Source organism: Streptococcus suis (assembly GCF_002964045.1).
Lineage (GTDB): Bacteria > Bacillota > Bacilli > Lactobacillales > Streptococcaceae > Streptococcus > Streptococcus suis_U.
Window position 1 is genome coordinate 17,649 of the sequence record NZ_POPB01000383.1, and the last position, 22,154, is coordinate 39,802.

The following is a 22,154-nucleotide window of genomic DNA, read 5'->3' on the forward strand; positions in this document are numbered from 1 at the left end:
TTGAAAGGAGAAACAATGGAAACAAGTTTTATTCAAGCACAGCATCAAGAGGCTTGTGTCGAGGCGATTAAGGGACTGGTAGCTTTTCCGTCTGTCCTGCATGAAGGTCAAAACCAAACACCATTTGGTCAGGCTATTCAGGATGTTCTGGAACACACCCTAGCCATGACAGAAAAGATGGGCTTTAAAACCTATTTAGACCCTGCAGGCTATTACGGTTATGCCGAAATCGGTCAGGGGCAAGATTTGCTGGCTGTTCTCTGCCATTTGGATGTCGTACCGGCTGGTGATATCAAGCAATGGAAGACACCTCCCTTTGAAGCAGTCGTAAAGGACGGCTTCCTGATTGGTCGAGGTGTTCAAGATGATAAGGGACCGTCTATGGCAGCTCTCTTTGCTGTCAAGGCTTTAATGGATGCAGGTGTTACCTTTACCAAGCGTATTCGCTTTATTTTTGGTACAGATGAAGAAACACTTTGGCGTTGCATGAATCGCTATAATCAATTGGAAGAAGTGGCAACTATGGGCTTTGCTCCTGATTCTTCTTTCCCTTTGACCTATGCGGAAAAAGGATTGCTTCAGGCCAAGTTACATGGACCGGGTCATCCTTGTCTGAGTCTGGAAGCAGGAACAGCCTATAATGTGGTCCCTGCCAAGGCTAGTTATTCAGGGCATTTGTTGGCCGGGATTATTGCGGAGTTAGACCAGCTCGGTTTTGACTACGAAGTAAAGGACGACCAAGTGACTGTTCTCGGTATTTCTCGTCATGCAAAAGATGCTGCGGAAGGTGTTAATGCCATTGTTCGTTTGGCCAAGGCTTTGGAACATTTTGAAAATCACCCTGCCCTTGATTTCATTGTCAATGCTATCGGGGAAGATGCCACTGGTTTTAAGCTGTTTGGAGATGTGACAGATGAGCCATCAGGTACCTTGAGTTTCAATATTGCTGGACTCACCATCAATGCCAAGAAATCAGAAATTCGTTTGGACATTCGTATTCCTGTAACAGCCGATAAGGATAAATTAGTCGCAATCCTGCAAGAAAAGGCTCAGGCCTGTGGTTTAACCTATGAAGAATATGACTACTTAGCAGCTCTTTATGTACCACTGGATAGCCAGTTGGTATCGACACTGATGTCAGTCTATCAGGATAAGACTGGTGATTTGGACAGTCTACCAATCTCATCAGGCGGAGCAACCTTTGCTCGTACCATGCCAAACTGTGTGGCTTTTGGAGCTTGTTTCCCTGATACAGAGCAGACAGAACACCAGGAAAATGAACGCATGCCGTTAAAAGATTTATACAAAACTATGGATATCTACGCTGAAGCCATTTATCGTTTGGCAGCGAAATAACAAAAAAGTTCTCAGACCTTGGTCTTGAGAACTTTTTTTGACTGGTTATGCCTTGCTAAAAAAGAATGGTGGTGCGAATTGTTTTAAATTTTCAAAACAAGATAAGGCTTGTTCATTATCCTCACAAATTATGAGGCAAACATCATCTCCACAGACTGTCACAATAATTTCAGGAATTTCCATGGCATCTAATATGGAACCAAATGAATTAGCTAGTCCTGGCAGTGTTTTTAATACGACTTGGTGCTGAACAGGTTTCAACATGACCAAGGCATCTTCCATATAGAGCCGCAGTCGTTTTTCCCATCGAGTAGGAGCTATGGGATTGATAGCGTAGTGAGATGAATCTCCTTCGTTTACCTTGACAAGATTGAGCATTTTTATATCTCGGGAAAGAGTCGATTGGGTAACGATGAGACCATTAATTTCAAGCAGCTCTTGTAATTCCTGTTGAGTATGGATTTTCTTTTCCATAATCAAAGACAAAATCAATTGGTGACGACTTTCAATCTTGTTCATAGGCACCTCCTATAATTAAAGGGACTGGAGTGAAAGTGGTAATCGTCAATTAGCTGGCTTTTATTACTTCGACGTAAGGTGGCTTGGCTAAAGCCCAAGGACACTTCTCAGAAGTTCGTGTCAACATCTCAGCGCAGTGCTTGATTTCTCTAACAATCTCCCAGGTAGTTGAAGCGAGTACTAAAAGTAAACTAAAAGACTATAATGATTATTGAATAAACATGGCATCGCCAAAGCTAAAGAAGCGATATCTTTCCTCGACAGCATGTTTGTAGGCATCCAAAACAAATTCTCGTCCTGCAAAGGCTGATACTAGCATAACGAGGGTTGATTTTGGTAGGTGGAAATTGGTTGAAAAGGCGTCAACGACACGGAAAGTGTAGCCTGGTTTGATGAAAATATTTGTCCAGCCGGAGTCGGCTTCTAAACGGCCGTCGAATTTATTTCCGATGGTTTCTAAAGTACGGATAGAAGTGGTGCCAACAGCAACTATTCTTCCTCCATCAGCCTTGACTTGGTTAAGGCTTTGAGCAGCTTCGGCAGAAAGATTATAAAATTCAGAGTGCATTTCATGTTCATCGACATTATCCACTGATACAGGACGGAAGGTCCCAAGGCCGACATGGAGGGTCAGATAAACTAATTTCACCCCTTTGGCTTCAATTTTTTCTAGCAGTTCTTGTGTAAAATGCAATCCAGCTGTTGGAGCAGCGGCAGAACCATTTTCCTTGGCATAGACTGTTTGATAGCGTTCACGGTCTTCCAATTTTTCATGGATGTAAGGCGGAAGAGGCATTTCACCAAGGCTTTCTAAGACTTCTAAGAAGATACCTTCATAAGTAAATTCAACAATTCTCCCACCGTGTTCCAATTCTTCAACGATGGTAGCAGTTAATCTTCCGTCTCCAAAGGCAACTGTGGTGCCAACTTTCAGGCGTTTAGCTGGTTTAGCAAGAACTTCCCACTGGTCACCTTGGGTATTTTTCAAAAGTAAAAGCTCCACGTGTCCATTGGTTTCGGGCTTGTAGCCATAAAGGCGAGCCGGGAGTACGCGCGTGTTGTTCATGACCAGCGCATCACCTGGATGGAGTTGGTCAATGATGTGGTCAAAGTGGCTGTCGACCATGCTCTGCTGTTCACGGTCTAGAATCAGTAGTTTTGAGCTGTCGCGTTTTTCAAGTGGAACTTGGGCAATCAGCTCTTCAGGTAATTCAAAATCAAAATCTGCAGTATTCATTGTTTCTCCTAGTTTTTAAAGTATGATGGCAAAATAGATAAGTAGGATAAAGGGGAGCAAGACTAAAGGGATTCCAATACAATAAAATACAATTTTTATTTTCCTAGAATTGGTAATCAAATAGCCTGAAAAACAGTTGAGAATACCGAGAAAAAATAGGTATAAAAGCACATTTGTCATACCTTCATTATACCATAGATGCATTCCTAAGTCTTGACCAATGAGGGAGAATACGGCATAAACTTTTGGATTTTTTTTCTCTTGAAAATTTTATATCTTTCTACTTGACAAAAATTGGTCTATACCATAAAATAGACTTATCAACAATCGGTCTATACCAAAAGGAGTAAGCTATGAAAATTCATGTAGTAAACAATCAAGTAGAAGGAGCAGCAATTGCTTTTGAAATTTTAATGAATAAATTGGAATCAGGTGCGCAGGTTCTTGGTTTGGCAACTGGTTCTAGCCCAATCGAATTTTATAAAAAAATTCGCCAAAGCGACTTGGATTTTTCTGAGGTGACATCTGTTAACTTGGACGAGTATGTTGGTTTGGGAGAAGATAGTGACCAATCCTATGTCTATTTCATGAAAGAGCATCTTTTTAATGCCAAACCATTTAAGAAATCTTATTTACCAAATGGCTTAGCAAGTGACGTTGCGGTCGAAGCGGAACGCTACAATCACGTATTGGCAGAGCATCCAATCGATTTTCAAATTTTGGGAATTGGTCGCAACGGTCATATCGGTTTCAATGAACCAGGTGCTCCATTTGATGGTCAGACCCACTTGGTTGACTTGGCGCCGTCAACCATCGAAGCCAATGCACGCTTCTTTGCGGATCCAGAGGAAGTGCCTAAGCAGGCTATTTCCATGGGCATCGCCAACATTATGGCAGCCAAAACCATTGTTCTCATGGCTTATGGTCCTGAAAAAGCTGACGCTATTAAGGCGACGGTTGAAGGGCCAGTGACGGAGGAAGTTCCAGCAAGTGTCCTCCAAAACCATGACAATGTTGTTCTCATTATTGATAAAGCTGCGGCGAGTAAATTGACAAAATAATATAAAAAAGCGCAACAGATCAATCTGGAAGAGGAATCTGTTGTGCTTTTTTTAGACTTCTTCCCCAATCAAACTCTGACGGGCTTTGCGGAAACGAATGATATGGTAGGCGACCATAGCGTGTGCGAGCAGGTTGAGGATAACAAAGATGAGTAAGTTTGAATGACCAGCTAGCAGTAAGCTAGCATTCCCAACAAATAAAATCAGCCCATAGACGAGAAGTCCTTTTCTACCAACTTGGTGGATTTGTTGATTGTAGAAGGAGGTTGAAAGGATGCCTCCGTAGAAAAGCAAGTTTCCTACAATCAGCATTGGCAAGGCCAGTTCATTGTGGTGGCTTGGGAAAAGCTCCATTGCCACTGTGAAGAAATTTAAACCAAGGACAATCACCAAGTGGGCGTAAAGCAAAACACTCACATCTGCCTTGCGGTGATGATCGATGGACAGATAGGTTTGGGAAATGTAGAAGATGAAGAGGGTCGCCATTGCGAGAAAGAGAAGGATACCTTCCAAGGGAAGTTCTAAAAGTGGATAATTTTTTACGATGGCAACAACTGTCTCGCCAAAAGTGATAATGGTAATCAGCTGGCAACGCTCCACCATGTGCGGAAAGTTGATGGGGTCATGGCTTATTCTCTTTTGGAAGAAAAAGGAAATCAAGAAGGGAATGATATAGACAATCAACATTCTCTCATCATTGGTCCAGAGCTTGAAAACAACTAACAAGGTTGCACCAGCAAAGATAGCAATATAAGTGGCCAACATCTGCAAGGTTGCCTTGATGTCCACATTAAAGCCAATCCGTCTACCTCTTAGGTAATATTGCACGAAAATCAAAACGTATGACAAGGTCAGAAAGGCATTAAATGGCAGAGCTGTTTTTTCAAAATCATTGCTGAAGTTGAGGGACATGTTACCAATCAGATACATGGATGGAATAATCGTAAAAATATCTAGAAAGTCTCGTTCGCCATATTTATTGAGATAGATAGTTTCATTCATCCACAAGGTCATAATAATCAAATTGGCGATGATAAAGGTGACAATCTCCTTAAAACCGATGTGGTCCCATGTAGCAAGCCAGTCAGTGAGGAAGTGGCTAATACAAAAACCAAATCATAAAACAATTCATAATTCGACACACGTTTTGCCTTTATTTCAGACATAAAATTCTTCTTTTCTAAAAATCTGAACCATTATATCATACGAAAAGGCGAGAGGGCAAACCAGTCATTTTGGGATAATAATCGTAGGAATTGCTGTAAGAGTCTTTCGATTCTTGATTCTTTACGAGAACGCAAATATTTTAGAGCGTTTGACAGAGTTTGCATTCTTTTGCTATGATAGACAAGCCCCCGGATTTTATTGAAGGGAGGTGAGTTGCTTGGAAAAAGAATTATTCATCACACTTTTTCTTTTGCCGTTGCTAGTTAGTATTCTGACATCCTTGTTTGAGTATTGGCTACACAACCGCAACAAGTAAAGCCTTTCGGGGCAAAAAAACAAAAACCCTCAACGCTGCAACGTTGGGGGCTTTTTTGAATCACTTGGAAGTGAATCATTCATCACTATGAGGCAAGTATAGCATCTCTTTCTTCAGTTGTCAAATGGTATAGTTGCAGCGTTCTGAAATATGTCCCCCATAAGCCCCCTGAGAGTTTGAAACATCACCCCAGATTGGCAGGTACTATAGATATATTTTAGAGCGTTTGACAGAGTTAGCATTCTTTTGCTATGATAGACAAGCTCCTGAATGTTATTGAAGGTAGGTGATACCGTGGTAGAACTTATTCTTACCGCGTTTTTTCTGCCTTTATTTGTTGGTGTTCTGACATCCTTGTTTGAGTATTGGCTAAACAAACGCGACAAGTAAAGCCTTTCGGGGCAAAAAACAAAAACCCTCAACGTTCGGACCGTTGGGGGCTTTTTTGATACCGTGCTAACATTCTTACCACGTTTGTTAACAATATCAGTATAGCACCTCTTTCTTCAGTTGTCAAATGGTATAGTTGCAGAATTATGCTAATATTCAGCCTTTGTAATTTTTATGGTATAATATCTAAGTCGCAATCACTAAACAGCGCAAGTTGGGAGGTGAGAACTTATGCTAGATAGTTTCCTGAAACTTGTTTTGCTACCGTTGTTAGTCAGCGTAGTTGCAGAACTTATTGCGGAGTGGCTAATCCGCAAGTGGCAAAACAAACGCGACAATTAACTTAGCCTGCGTGCCTTGAGCAAGCACAAAAAAACACTCATGGTTGCCGCCATGGGTGTTTTCCTTATGCTTAGTTTCCTGAACTTTTAAGCACATCTAGTATATCATATTTTATTGAAGTTGTCACTTGAAAGCAAAATATTTATTACCGCCTTTGTATTTTCATGGTATAATATCTAAGTCGCAATCACTAAACAGCGCAAGTTGGGAGGTGAGACTTTATGCGTATACTCTTTGAACTTGTCCTGCTACCCTTGTTAGTATCCCTATTAGCAAACGTGATTTCGGAATGGCTAATCCGATTAGCGGACAAATGCGACAAATACAAACAATAGCCTGCGTGCCTTGAGCAAGCACAAAAAAACACCCATGGCGGCCACCTTGGGTGTTTTCTTTATGCGCTTATCTCTTTGAACTTTTAAGCACTTCTAGTTTATCACATTTTATTGAAGCTGTCACTTGAAAGCAACAATAATCGTTACCGCCTTTGTATTTTTTATGGTATAATATCTAAGTCGCAATCACTAAACAGCGCAAGTTGGGAGGTGAGAACTTATGCTAGATAGTTTCCTGAAACTTGTTTTGTTACCGTTGCTAGTCAGCGTAGTTGCAGAACTTATTACGGCGTGGCTAATTTGTAAGTGGCAAAACAACTGCGACAATCAGTCATTTATTTTTCCTTTTATTACTTTGTTAACTCGCTTTGCCGTACCTTAGTACAGCCTTCAGCTCGTTGCCTCGTACTAAAAGTAAACTAAATGACTTTCACTTAGCCTGCGTGCCTTGAGCAAGCACAAAAAACCACCCATGGCGGCAACCAAGGGTGGTTTACTTTATGCTTGCATTTCTTGAACTTGTAAGCATCACTAGTATAACACATTGCTGTTAAGTTGTCACTTGAAAGCAACAATAATCGTTACCGCCTTTGTATTTTTTATGATATAATATCCAAGTCGCAATCACTAAACAGCGCAGGTTGGGAGGTGAGACTTTATGCTACTATACTTTACCGAATTTGTTTTGCTACCGTTGCTAGTCAGCGTAGTTGCAGAACTTATTGCGGAGTGGCTAATCCGTAAGTGGCAAAACAAACGCGACAGTTAACTTAGCCTGCGTGCCTTGAGCAAGCACAAAAAACCACCCATGGCGGCAACCAAGGGTGGTTTACTTTATGCTTAACTTTACCGAACTTTTAAGCACTCAAAGTATAACACATTTGTCTTTAGTTTTCAAGTGTCCAGTCCAAGTCAGGGCCGACTGGTACAACTCCCGTTGGGTTGATGGTCTTATGGCTACCATAGTAGTGTTGCTTGATATGGTCGAAGTCAACCGTTTCCGCAATACTAGCATGGTTATAAAGTCGTTTGGTATAGTTCCATAGGTTTGGATAGTCAACCAAGGCCTTGATATTGCACTTGAAATGTCCAAAGTAAACAGGGTCAAATCGTACCAAGGTAGTAAAGAGGCGAATATCAGCCTCTGTCAACTGATTGCCTACCAGATAGTCCTTATCTGCCAAATGTTCTTCCAATTTATCCAAGGCAGCAAAGAGATTCTTGACTTCTTTCTCATAAACTTTCTGGTTGGTTGAAAATCCAGCCTTGTAAACTCCATTGTTGATGTTTGGATAGACAAAATCATTCATGGCATCAATCTCAGCTTGCAGGTGTTCTGGATAGTAGTCATCGTAATTTCCAGTAATGTCATTGAAAGCAGTATTGAACATGCGCATGATTTCAGCCGATTCGTTGCTGACAATGGTATTGGTTTTCTTATCCCAAAGGACAGGCACAGTCACTCGACCAGTGTAATGTGGATCAGCTTTCAAATAAACTTGGTAAAGATAATCACTGTTAAAAATTGGGTCCTTGATCACACCAGGACCGTCTGCGAAAGTCCAACCATTTTCCAACATGAGCGGATGTACGATAGAAAGGGAAATATGGTCTTCCAGGCCCTTCAATTTTCGCATGATTAAGGTCCGACTAGCCCAAGGACAAGCCAAGGAAATGTAGAGATGGTAACGTCCTGATTCAGCCTTAAAACCATCCTCACCTGTCGGACCTGCTTGTCCATCAGGGGTAATCCAGTTGCGAAATTGTGTGACAGTACGGACAAACTTGCCATCTGTTGACTTGGTATCATACCATTGATCCACCCATTTGCCATCTTGTAAAAGTCCCATAACGTTCTCCTTTATTATTTCAAGTAGGAAATCCAAGCAAATCTAGATTTCTTCTGAAAACACATATCACTAATTAGTATTATAATCTTTTTCCCATCAAAGTCAAGTCACATGCTTTTATGCTACAATAGTCCCATGAGATTAGATAAGTGTTTAGAAAAAGCCAAGGTTGGCTCGCGTAAGCAAGTTAAAAAACTTTTCAAAGCCCAGCAAATCAAGATTAACGGACAAGTAGCCCAGAGTCTCAGTCAGATTGTCGACCCAGAATTACAAGAGATACAGGTAGCAGGGCGAAAAATCGAGCTAACAGGCTCAGTCTACTATTTACTCAACAAACCTGCAGGGGTCGTTTCTGCAGTGACGGACAAGGAGCATCAGACCGTCATCGACTTGATTGCACCGGCTGACAAAAAAGAAGGTCTCTACCCCGTCGGTCGTCTAGACAGGGATACCGAAGACCTGGTTCTCATCACCAACAACGGTCCACTCGGTTACCGTATGCTCCACCCCAGTCACCATGTGGACAAGGTTTACTATGTGGAGGTCAACGGCCCCTTGGGTCCGGATGCTCCGGCTTTCTTTGCTTCGGGCGTTACCTTTTTGGACGGCACTCGTTGCCAGCCCGCTGATTTGACTGTTTTGGAGGCTTCTTTGGACCATAGCAGAGCGACCATCAAGCTGGCAGAAGGCAAGTTTCATCAGGTCAAAAAGATGTTTTTAGCCTACGGTGTCAAGGTCACCTACCTCAAGCGAATTTCCTTTGGAGATTTTGAACTGGGGGATTTGGAAATAGGTCAGTATAGGAAGTTAAATAAGACTGAAATTACCTGTTTATTGTCCTATTTTTACATATAAAAAACAAGGACAAATTACTAACAAACCGTACAAATTTAAATTGGTTAACAAATAAGAAAACACAAAATGTGACTTGGAATTGTAGTAGTGAAAAAAGTAACAAGATAAATGACAGAAAATGAAAATTTTCTGTCATTTTTAATGTTATGCAAAAAATAGTAAACAAGGCAAAAACACCATCAACACGCTAATTAGCGGGAATGATATAAGCTACATGCACTATATAAACTTGTGAATTCATTAACAAATACAGGTATAAAATTGTTTTTTATTTTAGTTTTTTCGTTCGGATCTTGGTTTGAATTCGTTGACTTTAAACAGTGATTTTGGTACTATATAAAATAGCTTACTTTGTATTCATTACAGAGTAATAAAAATTTGTATGTTTACAAATTGGAAAGGAAAAATTTATATGAAAATATCGAGTTCAGAAAAGACGAACCAGCAAAAATGGTATGCTCCCAAGCAGCGCTTTTCTATTCGTAAGTATCACTTCGGTGCCGCTTCAGTCTTGCTAGGTATCTCTCTAGCAGTGACAGGTGGGGAAGTAGCAGAAGCGACAGAGGTAACACCTTCAAGCTCTACAGAAACTTCCGTTGTACTGGAAACTTCGACAGAGTCTACGGTTTCTGAGACAGCACCTTCAACTGAAACTGTTACTGAAGCTGCAACTACAGAGACAGAGGTAGCAAGCACAGAAGCTGTTGCTGCTAGCACAACTGACGCTTCAAGCGCTACAACAGTGGAGGAGACTGCGACTGAGACTTCAACAACTCCTGAAGTGACAGATCGTACTGCTTCAATTCCATATATCATTCAGTACGTTACTGAAGATGGAACTGTTATCACAGCAACTGCGGTTATTACATCTGTTACAACACAAGATGCAGTGGCAAGCACTACAGTAAATCTTTCAGCTAATGTGCCAACAGGCTATGAATTAGCTGCTGGACAAGCTTCAGCTGTATCCCAAGTTGTGACTGAAGGTGCTTCAAATACCGTTACCTTCAAAGTTGTTAAGAAAGTAGCAACACCAGCTTCATCTTCTACGACAACTCCATCAAGCACGACAGAAGCGAAGACTGAGACTTCGACTTCTACAAGCTCAGAAACAGCTAAAACTGAAACGACAACTGCAAGTTCAGAAACAGCTACTGCATCAAGCCAAGAAACTAGCCAAGATGCAAGTGTAGCTGCAGCCAAAGAAGTTCTAGAACAAGTAACTTCAGAAGCAGCTGTCTTGGCAAGTGAGGCGGAGCAAAAACAATCAACATTAGTTTCAACCGATTCCCTCCTCCAATCTGCAATGGTAAACGCACGTAATGTTGCAAATCAATCTGAAGTATTATTATTAGACTCATTAGCAACTCTAGAACAACTAAATTCTCAAATTGAAGCAGCTCGTGTTAATATTGAAGCCTTAGCAGTTGAACTTCGTAAATATACTACTGATGGAAATGTTACTGCAAAATTATCTGTTCCAACAAGTCTCAATGTTCCAGAAAAAACGGTCGTTCAAGACTTTTATGAATTAACACAAGATGAAATTGCAAGTATTATTCAAAAAGTAAAAAATGCTAACCCAAATCTTGATGCGAATGATGAAATTATCGTCGAGAATAAACCAAATGCAGGTAATGCAGGTAAGGTAACAGTTCGTTTTAATGGGAATGTAAATACCACAGCTACAATTGCATCAGCTGATACAATTGTTGGTGCTAGAGGTATTCAAAACGTCTCTGATTTAGCAAAATCTATTCACTGGTTCGATTTTGCAAACGCTGAAATTCTATATCCAGACGGATCTAGAGCTGGAAAACTAGTCAATGGTGTTCGTCAGGTTACTTATGCAGATGGCACAGTTGGAACAACTTCTGATCAAAAATGGTTGGATTCAGGAATTGCGCGCTATTCTAAATACGTTCAATATAATGGTACGGAAAAAAATAGCGGTGCATTGTATGAAGTTCTGCAAGAGGGGATGACGTTAATTGTCAAACCTGATGGCATGGATGAATATGAATTGTATGCTAAGGTAGCAAAACTTGCTCCAAAAGCCGTAAACCAAGATCCAAATAATGGCAAAAACGGCATGTTTAACTATGGAGATTGGACTGCTACTGATGTGGCAAAAGTATCTGCTTTCCCTAAAAATACAGATGGAACCATCAACTATTCTGGAACTGGCTGGGAATTCCGACCACTTGAAACTACGAAAACTGTGGTTGTAGATTCACAAGGAAATGTAATTTCAACAACTTATTCGACTCGAACAGCAGATAAATTTGATGCGGCGAGCCTTGCCAATACTGGCTCAACTACAACTACTTCAACAGATGCAAGCGGAAATCGGACGACTATTACCAAGACATATAAAAAAGTCCTAGCTGGTTCAGAAACAGCATATAAGAAGAATTTTGAAGCTGGTTTGGATTACTCTTCGGATGTCTTGCTTGTACAGCCAGATAAGAACTGGGCTGATTTGTCTAATGCAGGGGTATTACCAAAAGATAAATTAGCTGGAATTTCGTCATCTTTCGATACAGCAAATATTGGTGTTACATTTGATTTGTCTGCAACTTATGCTGGTAGACCTGTTGATGTCAATGTGATTGCTGCAGATGCAGAGTCGGAAGGTGATTCAGAGTTTCTTCAATTTGAGTCAAATGGAAGTCCATGGGAAGAATTTGTAACGACCTACGGTACTGATGGTCAGAAGAAACCGGTAATGATTACCGCTTCCAATTTAAACGGTGCTCGTTCTTTAGGTGGGGCAGGATATGACTCTACAGAGTTTGTGGATAACAATCTCTATGGGGACTCTACTTTTGGTCCGGTATCTGCAGGACCAACTAAGGCAGTTCCTATTGCCATTACTCGTGATGTAACCAAACTCTCTATCTATCTGGCTTCAGGTGGAACTCAACAAGGTGCTATTGGATTTGTAATGTATGACAAAGGCGATGCTCCAGCAACATATGGGAAAGCAGAGCACCTACTAGGCATAATCCAAAAAGAAGATCCAGTTACAAAGACTCCTGTAACTTATGGACAACCATACTTTGGTAAAACACCAGGTGACCCAGATTTCCAAAATACAGATAAAGATCCAGCATACTGGACATTGGATGATGTTGTTTACTCAGAAAAATATACCAAGTTTGAACTTAAAAACGGTATGACGGTATATGATGCTAGTGGTAAAGAAGGAGTCTACACAACACTTAACGGGAATCAAGTTATTGCTTATCCTGATGGTACAACTGCAGGGCTTGTAAATAATCAAGAACTTACTGTAGTTGGAACTGATGGAAATAGACAGTTAGGTCTCTACAATAGTACAGAGAAAATTGTTGCACTAGGTGTTATGCCAGATGAAGGTGAGAGCCAACTTCTTGATGAAAATGTCTCAAAGAAGTATGATATTCGACGAGCTTCAGATACTGAATTTGTCCTTAAAGGTGTTGAAATTCATCGCGGTTTAAACAATGATACTGTGTATGCTTCAGGCTGGGTAGACTTCAATGGTAATGGTAAGTTTGACTTAAACGAGCAGTCTGAAGTTATCACTGTAAATACAGATGGTACTTACGATTTCCATTTCAAGAACGTTCCACAGCTCCTCGATACCTCTCAAGATTGGGCAGGTGTTCGTCTGCGTATTTCACGTACTAAGGAAGAAATTTTGACACCAACTGGTGTAGCTTCTTCAGGTGAGGTAGAAGACTTCCAAGCTTTCGTGACACATTTACCTCGTGGTACAGAAAACGCAACTTCTGATGTCCAAGACCGTAATCAGTCAATCTCCAAGTCAATAGCTGAATTCTTCTCACCACGTGGTAAAGAAGAGCCAGATTTCAAATCGTGGGCAGAAATCGATACGAACATTGCTCCAAAAATCGTTGTCAATGATAGTGTAGTTGCTGAAGCGACACAAACTGGAAACTCTGTCAACATTACTGATGAAAAAGGAAATACAGTATATAACGGCCAAGAAGTAACAATCAAAGATGCTAATGGCAATGTTCTCGGTACAGCAATTCAAGTTACAAACCCATATAGTAACCGTGTGGAGTACTTGCTCTCAGAGTACACTGAATATGATACAGCTGGGAATCTAGTTGGTGTTTATACGCTGAATAAACTAGGTCGAGATAACAAGTACATCGAAGGTTATGGTACACCAACCATCTCGATTGACTTTGATCCGGCTCCTGGCTTCGTAGGTGATGCTAATGGTATTGTAGTCCGTGGTTGGGATACAAACGGAAATTCAACTGGTTGGGAAGCTACTGCTGAGACACGTGAGTCAGTATATAATTATGATAGTGACCTTTCAGAAGATGAAATTGATGAACTTCCAGAATCTGAACTTACCACGAATCTATCTCCGCAAGATATAATTTCAAAGAACGTCAACACTTATGTCAATAATGTGGAGTCTATGGACTCAACCTACATTCCGACTGTTATTGACGTGGTGCCAAACGGTGAAGATACAACTTCACGTGATGTTCAAGGTAAGATTCAAACTGGTACACCAACCATCCCAAGAACAGGAACTGTTCAAACAGTAGATGGAATTAAGGTTGAGTACCCAGCATCAAACGTAATCCTTGACGAGTCAGTACCACCAGCATTTGCATTAACAAAACAAGAAACTGTTAACAACATCACATTTACAACTGACTTGATGGATGTAGCCTTGCCTGCTGCCAAACACGTTGACCCAGATTCTGGTGTAGTGACTACGGTAGCTCGTAAGTACACGAAAGTGACGGATACAGAAATTGTCATTGAAAACGAAGGTACTTACACACTTGACCCGGCCAAACTTAAGGTAACCTTTACACCAGATCCTAAGTTTGTTGGTGCAGGTACAGGTGTAGAAGTTCAACAACCAGACGTGGACTACAATGATGTAGTAGAAGACGATGATGTAACTCTTAACTACGGTACAGACTATGGACGTGCTCGTTACACTCCAATCGTTGACGTACTGACGGAGGCAACTATCACTCGTACCATCCACTATGTGTACGACAATGACACAGATCCTACAAACAATGCAACGACACCAGTTGAAAACTTTGATGAATCAGTAATCAAAATCGATAACGAGCCAGTGACAAAATCACAGACTCTTACATTTAAGCGTACAGTGGCGACGGATGCGGATGGAAACATCACCCTATCTGAATGGGAACCAATCAACGAAGCTAACGCTTCATTTGACTCTGTCCTTTCACCATTTTTGGAAGGTTATGTAGCAAACGTTATTCCAGATGAACATCGTGCAGCCAACAACTCAGATGTAGGTGTCTTCACACCAGCTGCTGATACCATCACTTCAGATGATACGGATAATCTAGATGTTTACGTTGTCTATACTCCACTTGAAGAGCATGCAGCAGTTTATTTCTGGGATGTAACAGATCCTGATAACTACAAACCATTATCTTATGTCACTTCAGGTAAAAACATCACACAGATTGATGGATTTGAGCACTTGACAGCTTCTGAACTTGAAGGTGTCGCTCTAGACCCAATCACCTACGATCCAACAGCAGTCATTCAAAAGTATCTTGATCAGGGTTATCAACTTGTCTATAATGAATTAGCTGATAGCACAAAATACTTTGACGCTATTGATGATAATGCTGGTGACACTCCGTCACAGAACTTTAACATCTTCTTAGTCCGTAAGAAGACTACAGTAACACCTCAAGAAGAGACAGTTACTCGTACTATCAAGTATGTAGATGAAGCTGGAAATCCAGTTAAAGATGCAAACGGTAATCCAATTCCAGATCATGTCGAGACTTTAACCTACACTCGTGAAACTTACAAAGATGAAGTTACTGGTGAAATCACTTATGGTGAGTGGGTAACAACAAGTCCTACAAACAAATTTGACACAGTTGTTTCGCCTGTTGTTGATGGATACACTACTCCAAACACAACTGTTGAAGGTACCGCTGCTATCGATCCATTAGGTGAAGATCAAACAGTCACAGTTGTTTACAAACCAGTAACAAATGTAGAAGTACCTCCAACAGTTAAACCTACAGATCCAGTGCCAGAAACTGGCGGTAAGAAAACATATGGTGAACTTGGTCTTGTCGAACAAGTTACTTTGACTGTTAAACACGTCTACGCAGATGGTACACCAGTACTTGGTACAGACGGTCAGCCAGTTGTGTCAACAGAAACTTTGACCTACACTCGTACCGTTAAATTGGATGGTAACACTGGTGAATTGATTGCAGCGACTTACGGTGAATGGACACCAGCTACACAAGATTTCAAAGCTATTTCTGCCCTTGATTTGACGGACTACGTACCTTCCATTGCGGAAGTGACTAGAACAGGTGTTAAAGCGACTGATAAAGATACAGAAGCTACAATCATCTACCGTACAGGTGTAAAAGTTGTCGATCCAAAAGATCCAGATAACAATCCAGATACACCAACTCCAGAAACTCCAATCACACCAGAGACACCAGTACCAAACGATCCAAAAGGACGCACATATGGTGAACTTGGCTTGGTTGAAGAAGTAAAACGTACGATTCATTATGTATATGCAGATGGTAAAACAGCAGCTGAAGATGTTGTAGAAACAGTAACCTTTGTACGTTCAGTTCAAATCGACGCTGTAACAGGTGATATTATCGCTGATACTTACACGCCTTGGACTACTACAAACGATACATTCCCTACAGTAACTTCACCAGAAATTGCTGGATATACTCCAACTAAATCTGATGTTAAGGAGCAATCTGTTACTGCAGAAACAGCTGATATTGTTGAAACAATCATCTACAATACTGTTGCTCGTGTTGTCGATCCAACCGATCCAACGATTCCAACTAACCCTGACAAGCCTGTAACTCCAGACACGCCAGTACCAAACGATCCTAAGGGCCGTACATATGGTGATCTAGGCTTGGTTGAAGAAGTTACCTTGACAGTTAACCATGTTTATGCAGATGGTACTCCAGTCCTTGGTGCAGATGGCAAGCCTGTTGTTTCTGAAGAAACCTTGACATTTACTCGTACAGTACAAATCGATGTGGAAACTGGTGATATCATTGCGGATACTTACTCTGATTGGACACCAGCAACACAAAACTTTACTACCGTAAATGCTCTTAAATTAGATGGTTACACTCCTTCTAAATCTTCAGTTGAGAAAACGAATGTAACTGCGACAGATAAAGATGCTACTGAAACCATTATCTATCGTACAGGTGTGACAGTTGTCGATCCGAAAGATCCAGATAACAATCCAGACACACCAACTCCAGATACACCTGTAACTCCAGACACGCCAGTACCAAACGATCCAAAAGGTCGTACCTATGGTGAACTTGGCTTGGTTGAAGAAGTTACCTTGACAGTTAACCATGTCTATGCTGACGGTACACCAGTTCTAGGTGCAGATGGCAAACCAGTTGTTTCAGAAGAAACCTTAACATTTACTCGTACTGTACAAGTAGATACAGTGACAGGTGATATCATTGCGGATACATACTCAGCATGGGCGCCAGCAACACAAGACTTCACAACTGTAAATGCCCTTACCTTGGATGGTTACACTGCTTCTAAATCTTCAGTTGAGAAAACGAATGTAACTGCGACAGATAAAGATACTGTTGAAACAATTATCTATCGTACAGGTGTGTCAGTTGTCGATCCGAAAGATCCAGACAACAACCCAGACACCCCAACTCCAACTGATCCAGTTAAACCAACTGATCCAGTACCAAACGATCCTAAGGGTCGTACCTATGGTGAACTTGGCTTGGTTGAAGAAGTTACCTTGACAGTTAACCATGTCTACGCAGATGGCACACCAGTTCTTGATGCTGACGGCAAACCAGTTGTTTCAGAAGAAACCTTGACATTTACTCGCACAGTTCAAATTGATGCAGTAACAGGTGACATCATTGCGGATACATACTCAGCATGGGCACCAGCAACACAAGACTTCACAACTGTAAATGCCCTTACTTTGGATAAATTTACACCATCAACTGATAAAGTTGAGAAGACTGGTATTACAGCAACTGACAAGGATATTACTGCAACAATTGTTTACCGTGATAATGTTGATGTAGTTGATCCGAAAGATCCAGTAACTCCTGACACACCAGTACCAAATGATCCAAAAGGCCGTACATTTGGCGAACTTGGCTTGATTGAAGAAGTGACTCGTAAAGTAGTTCACCTCTACGCTGACGGCTCACCAGTTCTTGATGCGGATGGTAAACCAGTTGTTACTGAAGAAACCTTGACATTCACACGTACTGTTCAAATCGATGCGGTAACAGGTGATATTATTGCCAATACTTACACAGATTGGACACCAGCAACTCAAACATTCGCAGAAGTCTCAGCCTTGACTAAGGACGATGTAGCGAAACTTGAAAACTACAAGCCATCTGTAGAAAAAGTTGATGCAGTCACAGTAAAAGCTACTGATGCAGATTTGTTTGATACGATTGTTTACCGTACAACTTCAACAACTATTACAACACCTACAGATCCAACTACTCCTGTAGATCCAAATACACCAGTACCAAACGATCCAAAAGGTCGCACATACGGTGAGCTTGGCCTTATCGAAGAAGTAACTCGTACTATCCATTATGTGTATACTGATGGATCAGAAGCTGCTAAAGATGTTGTTGAAAAAGTAACATTTGTACGTTCAGTCCAAATCGATGCTGTAACTGGTGATATCATCGCTGACAGCTACACACCTTGGACAAGTTCAGATGATACATTTGATAAAGTTACATCTCCAGAAATCGCAGGATTCACACCTTCAGCTACTGAAGTTGGAGAGAATAAAGTAACTGCGACATCAGCTGATATTGTTGAAACAGTTATCTATGTTGATCCAACAGAAGGTTCTCAAGTTGCTGTAACTCACTTTGTTGACGAAGATGGTAACGGTGTTGATGTTTCTACTGTTGAAGCAGGCGAAGAAGGTACACCACTTACTAAGAAAGATGAAATTCTTGCTAAGATCAAGGAACTTGAAGCTAAAGGATATGAAGTTGTATCAAACAACTATCCAGCCTTCGACAATGATGCAACAAATGATGTCTTTGACACTGTTCTTGATGGTTCTGAAATCAGTCAGGTTTACCAAGTAGTTGTTCGTCCAGCTGTTATCCCTGTTAACCCAGAGGATCCAGACAACAACCCTAATACACCAGATACTCCTGCTAAACCAGATGATAAAGTTCCTGGTGATCCAGAAGGCCGTACTTACGCTGATTTAGGCTTGATCGAAAGTGTAACTCGTACAATCACTTACTATTACAATAATGGTGAACCAGTTCTTGAAAATGGCCAACCTAAAGTTGTAACTCAAACAGTAAACTTCTACCGTACTGCTCAAATCAATAAAGTAACAGGTGAAGTGACTATTACTTCTGATTGGACAGCCCCACAAACACTTGTGGCAGTTGACTCACCAGTAATTGCTAAGTTCCTTGCGGACAAGGCAACAGTAGGTGAAGAAACAGTTGCTTACAACGCGGCTGACTTGACTGAAAAAGTTGTTTACAGCCCACTTGGTTCATGGGTACCACAATTGCCAACAGGTGAGAAACCGGTTGATCCATCAACAAACACACCAGTTGATCCAATCGTTTACCCTAACGATCCGAACGATCCAACCAAACCAGGTACTGAAACACCAACTGTACCGTACATCCCAGGTCACACGCCAGTTGATCCAACCGATCCAACTAAGCCATTGACACCAGTTGATCCAGAAGATCCAACTAAGGGTTACGTCGTACCACCAGTACCATCTACCCCAGGTGAAGACACACCAATCACTTACGTACCAAACGTTCCTGCAAATCCAGAGGATCCAGATGGTGATCCAAATACTCCACCAGCTAACCCAGATGATAAAGTTCCTAACGATCCTAAAGATCGTACATACGGTGAACTTGGCTTGATTGAAAATGTAACTCGTACAATCACTTACGTTTACGAAGATGGCACACCTGTATTGGTAGATGGATCAGGTAATGTATTACCGAAAGATTCTACAACAGGTACACCTAAAGTTGCGACACAAACAGTGAACTTCTACCGTACAGCCTTGATTGATGGTGTAACAGGCGATGTTATCAAGTATGGTGAGTGGACAGCACCACAAACACTTGAGGAAGTTGTTTCACCAGTAGTTAAAGGCTTCGTAGCTGACAAGGCAACTGTAGCATCAACAACTGTTGCACATGACGCAGCTGATTCTACAGAAAAAGTTGTTTACAGCCCACTTGGTTCATGGGTACCACAATTGCCAACAGGTGAGAAACCAGTTGATCCATCAACAAACACACCAGTTGACCCAATCGTTTACCCTAACGATCCAAACGATCCAACCAAACCAGGTACTGAAACACCAACAGTTCCGTACATCCCAGGTCACACGCCAGTTGATCCAACCGATCCAACTAAGCCATTGACACCAGTTGATCCAGAAGATCCAACTAAGGGTTATGTTGTACCACCAGTACCTTCAAAACCAGGTGAAGATACACCAATCACATACGTACCAAACATCCCAGCTGTTCCAGCAGATCCAGATAACGATCCTAAGACACCACCTGCTAAGCCAGACGATAAGGTGCCAAATGATCCTAAGGATCGCACATATGGTGAGCTTGGCTTGATTGAGGAAGTAACTCGTACAATCACTTACGTTTACGAAGATGGTACGCCAGTTCGTAACGAAGATGGTACACCAAAAGTTACAACTCAAACAGTAACCTTCTACCGTACAGCCTTGATTGATGGTGTAACAGGCGAAGTCATCAAGTATGGTGAGTGGACAGCACCACAAACACTTGAGGAAGTAGTATCACCGATTGTTGAAGGCTATGTAGCTGACAAGTCATCAGTAGCATCAACGACTGTTGCTCATGATGCAGCAGACGCAACTGAAAAAGTTGTTTACAGCAAGCTCGGTTCATACGTTCCAGTTATTCCAGATGGAACTACACCAAGCACTCCAGCTACACCAACACCATATCCAAACGATCCAACCGATCCAACTAAGCCAGGTACTCCAGGCAATACAAAACCAGGTACAGATGTTCCAACAATTCCACATGTACCAGGTCATGTACCAGTTGATCCAAATGGCAACCCATTGAAACCTATTGATCCGAACGATCCAACCAAGGGTTATGAAGTACCACCAGTACCATCTAAACCAGGAACAGATACACCAATCAACTATGTACCAGAAGAATCTAAAGTAGTTGTACGCTACGTAGATGAAAAAGGTAACGATTTGGTACCATCTGAAAATATTCCAGGTAAAGTTGGCGATGACTACACAACAAGTGGTAAAGTTATCAACGGATATATCCTTGAAAAAGTAGAAGGAAACCCAAGTGGTAAGATTCCATCAGGTGGAACAACCGTTACTTATGTTTATAAGAAAATTGGTTCATTCGTTCCAGTTATTCCAGATGGAACTACACCAAGCACTCCAGCTACACCAACACCATATCCAAACGATCCAACAGATCCAACTAAGCCAGGTACTCCAGGTAATACAAAACCAGGTACAGATGTTCCAACAATTCCACATGTACCAGGTCATGTACCAGTTGATCCAAATGGCAACCCATTGAAACCTATTGATCCGAACGATCCAACCAAGGGTTATGAAGTACCACCAGTACCATCTAACCCAGGAACAGATACACCAATCAACTATGTACCAGAAGAATCTAAAGTAGTTGTACGCTACGTAGATGAAAAAGGTAACGATTTGGTACCATCTGAAAACATTCCAGGTAAAGTTGGCGATGACTACACAACAAGTGGCAAAGTTATCAACGGATATATCCTTGAAAAAGTAGAAGGAAATCCAAGTGGTAAGATCCCATCAGGTGGAACAACCGTTACTTATGTTTATAAGAAACTCGGTTCATGGGTACCAAATATCCCAGGTCAGCCAACAGATCCAATCGTTTACCCTAACGATCCAACGGATCCAAGCAAACCAGGTACAGATGTTCCAACAATTCCACATGTACCAGGATATGTACCAGTAGATCCAAATGGCAACCCATTGAAACCACTTGATCCGAACGATCCAACTAAGGGTTACATTGCACCTCCGGTGCCATCAAACCCAGGTACAGACACACCAATTAACTATGTACCAGTTACACCTACGACTCCAACAACCCCAACTGAGCCGGTATCGCCAACTCCAGAGAAACCAGTAACTCCTGAAGAGCCAGCGAAACCAACTCCTCCAGCACAACCAGTAACTCCAGCTAAACCAGCGGTAGTTGAAAAAGTAGCTAGTCCAGCTCAAGCACAATTGCCAAACACTGGTGAAGATTCATCAGCGGTTGCAGGTATGATTGGTGCAACAATGTTGCTCGGTTCATTTGCTCTTACAGCAAAACGTCGTCGTAAGGAAGACTAATTTGGTGAAAGTTATTTGATGACTATCTAGGAATGTAGATTTACTAGTAGTTATTCAGAAATAACAAAATAAAGGTCCTATAATCTCAGAAAGTAAGTCTTTCTATGGAGATTATAGGGCCTTTTTCTTTTTTTATGCTATACTATATATAGAAGGTTTTTCATTTTATTTCGAATTAAATAAGTAGAACCAAAGAATATCTGGTTCTAACAGAAAGAAATCAAATGAAAAGGATGTGGTAG

The 22,154-nt window shown here is 41.4% G+C and carries 8 protein-coding genes and 1 pseudogene; 5 read left to right on the top strand and 4 right to left on the bottom strand.

Translation table 11 applies throughout. From position 1 onward, the window contains the following. The first annotated feature begins 15 nt into the window (after positions 1-15). A complete protein-coding gene (locus tag C1E99_RS09665; protein WP_105207410.1) occupies positions 16-1,356 on the top strand; it encodes a dipeptidase in 1,341 nt (446 codons plus the stop codon). Positions 1,357-1,401: 45 nt separating this feature from the next. Here the strand turns inward: C1E99_RS09665 and C1E99_RS09670 are convergent, their stop codons facing one another. Together C1E99_RS09670 and queA are read right to left on the bottom strand one after the other, a co-directional pair. Continuing rightward, positions 1,402-1,875 (bottom strand): arginine repressor, encoded by a 474-nt coding sequence (locus tag C1E99_RS09670; protein ID WP_105207411.1) that lies wholly within the window; start codon positions 1,873-1,875, stop codon positions 1,402-1,404. A 208-nt stretch (positions 1,876-2,083) separates the two neighbouring features. Further along, positions 2,084-3,112 carry a tRNA preQ1(34) S-adenosylmethionine ribosyltransferase-isomerase QueA gene (gene queA, locus C1E99_RS09675; protein WP_105207412.1) on the bottom strand — a complete coding sequence of 343 codons (1,029 nt, stop codon included), beginning with the start codon at positions 3,110-3,112 and terminating at the stop codon, positions 2,084-2,086. Positions 3,113-3,465: 353 nt separating this feature from the next. Between queA and C1E99_RS09680 the strand changes: the two genes are divergently transcribed. Then, a complete protein-coding gene (locus tag C1E99_RS09680) occupies positions 3,466-4,173 on the top strand; it encodes a glucosamine-6-phosphate deaminase (RefSeq protein WP_105207413.1) in 708 nt (235 codons plus the stop codon). Positions 4,174-4,224: 51 nt separating this feature from the next. Here C1E99_RS09680 and C1E99_RS09685 read toward each other — a convergent pair. Continuing rightward, positions 4,225-5,339, bottom strand: a pseudogene (locus C1E99_RS09685) (low temperature requirement protein A). 587 nt (positions 5,340-5,926) lie between these two features. Here C1E99_RS09685 and C1E99_RS15525 point away from each other — a divergent pair. After that, positions 5,927-6,046 (top strand): type I toxin-antitoxin system Fst family toxin, encoded by a 120-nt coding sequence (locus C1E99_RS15525; RefSeq protein WP_153060182.1) that lies wholly within the window; start codon positions 5,927-5,929, stop codon positions 6,044-6,046. 1,564 nt (positions 6,047-7,610) lie between these two features. On the opposite strand, the gene C1E99_RS09690 is transcribed toward C1E99_RS15525, so the two are convergent. Further along, positions 7,611-8,573 (bottom strand): glutathione S-transferase family protein, encoded by a 963-nt coding sequence (locus C1E99_RS09690; protein WP_105207414.1) that lies wholly within the window; start codon positions 8,571-8,573, stop codon positions 7,611-7,613. Between the two features lie 135 nt (positions 8,574-8,708). Here C1E99_RS09690 and C1E99_RS09695 point away from each other — a divergent pair, with 135 nt between their 5' ends. Both C1E99_RS09695 and C1E99_RS09700 read left to right on the top strand, forming a co-directional pair. Continuing rightward, the gene (locus tag C1E99_RS09695) at positions 8,709-9,428 is read left to right on the top strand and encodes a pseudouridine synthase (RefSeq protein WP_105207415.1); all 720 of its coding nucleotides are present in this window, start codon (positions 8,709-8,711) and stop codon (positions 9,426-9,428) included. 412 nt (positions 9,429-9,840) lie between these two features. Further along, positions 9,841-21,912 (top strand): mucin-binding protein, encoded by a 12,072-nt coding sequence (locus C1E99_RS09700; protein ID WP_161951182.1) that lies wholly within the window; start codon positions 9,841-9,843, stop codon positions 21,910-21,912. The last annotated feature ends 242 nt before the right edge of the window (positions 21,913-22,154 follow it).

Coding starts and splice junctions, on each gene's coding strand:
- queA (WP_105207412.1), bottom strand. CDS start 3,112: ATGAATACTGCAGATTTTGATTTTGAATTACCTGAAGAGCTGATTGCC.
- C1E99_RS15525 (WP_153060182.1), top strand. CDS start 5,927: ATGTTATTGAAGGTAGGTGATACCGTGGTAGAACTTATTCTTACCGCG.
- C1E99_RS09695 (WP_105207415.1), top strand. CDS start 8,709: ATGAGATTAGATAAGTGTTTAGAAAAAGCCAAGGTTGGCTCGCGTAAG.
- C1E99_RS09690 (WP_105207414.1), bottom strand. CDS start 8,573: ATGGGACTTTTACAAGATGGCAAATGGGTGGATCAATGGTATGATACC.
- C1E99_RS09665 (WP_105207410.1), top strand. CDS start 16: ATGGAAACAAGTTTTATTCAAGCACAGCATCAAGAGGCTTGTGTCGAG.
- C1E99_RS09670 (WP_105207411.1), bottom strand. CDS start 1,875: ATGAACAAGATTGAAAGTCGTCACCAATTGATTTTGTCTTTGATTATG.
- C1E99_RS09680 (WP_105207413.1), top strand. CDS start 3,466: ATGAAAATTCATGTAGTAAACAATCAAGTAGAAGGAGCAGCAATTGCT.
- C1E99_RS09700 (WP_161951182.1), top strand. CDS start 9,841: ATGAAAATATCGAGTTCAGAAAAGACGAACCAGCAAAAATGGTATGCT.